The sequence below is a fragment of the Actinotalea sp. genome, from assembly GCF_035443605.1.
GTDB lineage: Bacteria > Actinomycetota > Actinomycetes > Actinomycetales > Cellulomonadaceae > Actinotalea.
In genome coordinates, this window is the sequence record NZ_DAORSQ010000153.1 from 1 (window position 1) to 4,260 (window position 4,260).

Below are 4,260 nucleotides of genomic sequence, written 5' to 3' on the forward strand. Positions count from 1 at the left end.
TCTGCTTCACCTGCACGGTCCGCCTCCCCGTGGGCGGAGCGCCAATGTACCTCCCGCCCGCTCAGATCGCGTGGATCCGGGTGCTGCGGGCCTCGTGGGTGGGTCCGGCCGGGACGGGCACCGGCATCGCCACCTCAGGGCGCGACCACGGGCGTCGTCCCGGCGCAGGCCGTCACCCGCCACACCGAGGCCCGCCCCGCCGTGGCCACCTCGACGAAGCCCTCGCGCCCGGCGACGGCCAGTCCGGGATAGTCGCCGCGCCGGGGGTCATCGGGCCAGAACGTCCCCGGACCGACGAAGACGTGCGTCACCCGCAACCGGTTCAGCGCCTCACACACCCCGGGCGTGGTGGCCACATCGGCCAATGAGGTCGCCAAGGTGGTTCGGTCCCCGTCCCAGGCGCCGACGACGTGGGGGAAGACCGGCTCTCGTCCGCCGAGGGCACCAGAGAGTGCAGCGCCGTCCCAGGGGTTGCCGACGACACGCTCCCCCTCGGGAACCATCTCCGGCAGGCGGACGAGCAGTCCGCGTTCTGCCGCTCCCACCATGGCGTCGGGTCCGTACCACCCGTGCACGACGCGTACGGTGTCCGCCACGTACAGGCCTCCGCTCGCGAGTGCCACCACGGCGAGCAGCGTCGATGCAACCAGGCCGGTGGCGGCGGCCCGCCCGGGCACCCGCACGAGCGCGGCCAATCGTTCTGCACCCGCGGCAAAGCCGAGCGCCGCGAGCGGCACCCCGGCGACGCCGACGAGGGCCGCGAGCCGGAACGGGTCGTCCCACCACGCCGCGCTGACCAGCCGCGACAAGCGGCTGTCGCTCCCCGAGACGAGCACGAACAGCAACCCCGCGGTGCCGTGGACGGCCAGGAGCCACCGACGGCTGGGTCGCCGCCACACGACGGCGCAGCCGACGAGACAGAGCGCCGCGAGCACGAGGGGGATCGGCACCCGCTGAGGCGAGAGCGTCAGCCACTCCCCCACCGCCTGCCCCATGCGCTGGCGGGCCGGCCACGAGGTGCCGCGCTGGGCGTCGAAGGCGGGCGACAGGAGCAGGCCCCACGCGATGACGGCGGATGCCGCCACGGTCGTGGCGCGCCAGCGCCTGCCGCGCCCCCAGGTGCCGATGACGATCGCTGGCGCCGCGAGGACGAGCAGCGACACCACGGCGTTGGGGTGGGCAAGGGTCAGCCCGACGCCGGCCACCGCCAGCAGAAGCGTCCCTCCCACCACGGGCGCCGATCGCGAAGGCCCGAGCCCTGCGAGATCCGCCACCAGGGCGAGGACCGCCGGCAGCAACGCGGTCGCGAGGGCGTTGGGCCAGAGCGTTCCGTACGCGGTCAGCAGCACGGGAGACGCGGCGACACCCGCGGCCAGAACCCCCGCAGCCGCGCTGACGACCCGGTCAGGGCCCACGGCGACGCGGGCCAGAGCCACGCACCCGAGGGGCCATGCCACCGCGACCGCGACGAGGGCCACGGCGTTCGCAGCCACGGGAACCGGTACCCCCGTCGTTGTTGCCACCAGCGAGACGAGGTCGTGCCACGCCGCGGGATAGAAGCCGTGGCTGCGCTCCGGAGCCACGAGGGTGCCCAAGGTGAGCGCTGATCCATCGCGAGTTCGGACCACGTGGTCAGCCGCCGAGAGGTGAAAGACGGCATCGAAGGTCTGCGGCCAGCGGTCCGGTGCCCCCATTCCGCGAGCAACCCCGACGGCGAGGGTGCCGCCGCCGACGAGGGCCCCGACCAGGCCTGACGCCACCCACCGCCGCTGCGAGAGGGCAGGTCTCGTCGGGGCCACAGGTCTGCCCGCCGTCCTGCCCGACAGGTCCAGACGTCTCGCCACGGCGCGGCCCCCAGCCACCACCGAAGCCGTCAGCGCCACGGTCCCGAGGACCGCGGACCAGCCGAACGGCATCCTGACGAGCGATGCACTGATCGCCGCGGATGCGACGACGGCAACGGACACCACCGGTACGAGGGCAGTGCCGAGGAGGCCGCGCACCCCGCCAGCCAGGACGACGAGCGAGCCGGGCGCGAGCAGCGCGAGGACTGCCACGCCCAGGGTCGGCAGCGCGTCCCACCACGTCAAAGGGCCACCCGAAGGTGCGCAACCGCCTCGGCGACCGGACCGTCGGCGACCAGCCGACCGGACGCCAGAACCACGCCGCGCTCGCACAGGCGCTCCATGAGAGGCAGGTCGTGGCTCACGACGACGAGCGTTCGGCCCTCATCGGACAGCCGCTCGATGCGCCGCAGGCACTTGTCGCGAAAAGCCTCGTCGCCCACGGCGAGGATCTCGTCGACGAGGAAGACGTCAGGGTCCGTGTGAACCGCGACGGCGAACGCGAGACGCAGGAACATGCCCGACGAGTAGAACCGCACTTGGGTGTCGAGGAACGGGCCGATGTCGGCGAACTCGACGATCTCGTCGAAGCGTTCGGCGATCTGGTGCGGGCGCATGCCGAGGATCGACGCGTTGAGGTGGACGTTCTCCCTGCCGGTGAGGTCGGGGTGGAATCCCGCGCCGACCTCGAGGAGCCCGGCCAGGCGCCCCCGCACCCGGACGCGGCCGGTGTCCGGCGCCATGACGCCGGCGATGAGCTTGAGCAGGGTCGACTTGCCGGACCCGTTGCGGCCGAGCAGCGCCACCGACTCGCCTGCTCGTATCTGAAGGTCCAGCGGGGCCAGGGCGACGAAGTCCTCGTGACGTGTGCGGCGTTGGGCCCTCCAGACGAGGCTCTCCTTGAGGGAGAGGGTGTGGCGCAGGCGGAAGTGCTTGGAGGCGTTCTCCACCGAGACGGCGATCTGGGCCATCCGCTCAGAGCTCCTGCGCGAAGGAGCCGGACATCCGCCGGAACACCCGCTGGCCGAGGAGGACCAGGGCCCCGGTCACCGCGAACGCGAAGACCGTTCGTGGCAGGAGGTCGGGGGCGGCCTGGGCGAGGTTGCCTGCAGAGGCCGTCGCCCACGTGCCGCGGTGGACGAGCTCGACCGCCACCGTGACGGGGTTGAGCTGGTAGAGCCGGAAGAGCCAGGAGTCGCTGCCGAGGAGGTCACCGACGACCTGCCAGGGGTAGAGGACCGGGCTGGTCCACACGAGCACGGTGAGCACGAGGTCGACGACGTTCTCGAGGTCGCGATAGAGCACGTTCAGCGCCGACAGCAGCAGGCCGAGCCCGAGGGAGAGGACGGCGACGAGCGCGAGGCCGGTGACCAGGGCGAGCAACCCCACGGCATCCGGCCGCCACCCGCAGGCGAGGGCGGCGACGACGAGCACCAGCAGCTGGGGCACGAGGTGGACCGCCGCGACGCACACGCTCGAGACCGGGAAGAGCTCGCGGGGAAGGAAGATCTTGCGCAACAGCTCGCCGTTGACGACGACCGAGCGCGTCGCGTTGCCGACCGCCTCGCTGAGTGTCGTGACGACGACGAGGCCGCCGAAGAGGTAGATCGCATAGTCGCCGATCGCGCTCTGGCGCAGCACGAGCCCGATCCCGACGAAGTAGACCGCGAACTGCACGGCCGGCTTGACGTAGGACCACCCGAGGCCCAGCACGGACGCGCGGTAGCGCACCCTCAGCTCCTTGCGCACGAGCATCGCCAGCAGGTGGCGGCGCTCGAGCACCTCCCGCAGTCCGCCGCCTGTTCCCTGGACGACGAGACCGCCGTCGGCGGTCGCGGTGGTCACGAGGACCTGCTCCCGGCGTCGAGCCCGAGGGTGCGACGCCAGCTGTCCTCGCCCGCCAGCGACGGCGCCGCGTCCCGGTACTCGGCGCTCAGCTGGCGCCAGCGACGCAGGAGTTCACGGTGGGCGCGCACAGCATCCGTGAGACCCGCTGCCGCGACCGACCGGTCGCGGCGAAGCCACGCCAGGCCGGCACCATCGGCAGTCGCCACAAGGGCCGAGTCCAGCCCCGCCAGGGTCCACCACCCTGCGTCCACCGCGGCCACCTCACGCTCCGGGCCGTGTACGGAGCCTGCCCCCACCGCACGCGTCTGGTGCAGGATCCCGGATGCCGCAGCGCGAACCGTGGCGATCCGACTCGCCGGGCGCTCGGCGGCGAGCTCCCGGCGGCGCGGCCTGCCGGGGCGGAGGGCGGCGAAGTCCTCCGCGTCAGGACGAACCTGGGCGTCGACGTGGTCCGCGCGCAGCGCCCGCACCTCATCGAGGCGGACGTGCAGCGAGGCGTGCAGGTCACTCGGACCGGCCAGCACGTCCTCGACGGCCTTCAGCCGCAGGGCCGCAGCGGAGTACTGCA

The 4,260-nt window shown here is 72.9% G+C and carries 3 protein-coding genes and 1 pseudogene; all 4 read right to left on the reverse strand.

What is annotated here, in order from left to right; translation table 11 throughout:
• Positions 1 to 134: 134 nt before the first annotated feature.
• Positions 135 to 2,177 carry a DUF6541 family protein gene (locus tag PKY62_RS12300; RefSeq protein ID WP_324537381.1) on the reverse strand — a complete coding sequence of 681 codons (2,043 nt, stop codon included), beginning with the start codon at positions 2,175 to 2,177 and terminating at the stop codon, positions 135 to 137.
• A complete protein-coding gene (locus tag PKY62_RS12305; RefSeq protein WP_324537383.1) occupies positions 2,087 to 2,815 on the reverse strand; it encodes an ABC transporter ATP-binding protein in 729 nt (242 codons plus the stop codon). The genes PKY62_RS12300 and PKY62_RS12305 overlap by 91 nt, the downstream gene beginning before the upstream one ends.
• A gap of 4 nt (positions 2,816 to 2,819) precedes the next feature.
• Positions 2,820 to 3,689, reverse strand: coding sequence for an ABC transporter permease (locus PKY62_RS12310; protein WP_324537385.1), 870 nt, complete (start codon positions 3,687 to 3,689; stop codon positions 2,820 to 2,822).
• A pseudogene (locus PKY62_RS12315) lies at positions 3,686 to 4,260 on the reverse strand (glycosyltransferase); the annotation flags it as partial. The pseudogene PKY62_RS12315 and the gene PKY62_RS12310, both read right to left, overlap by 4 nt.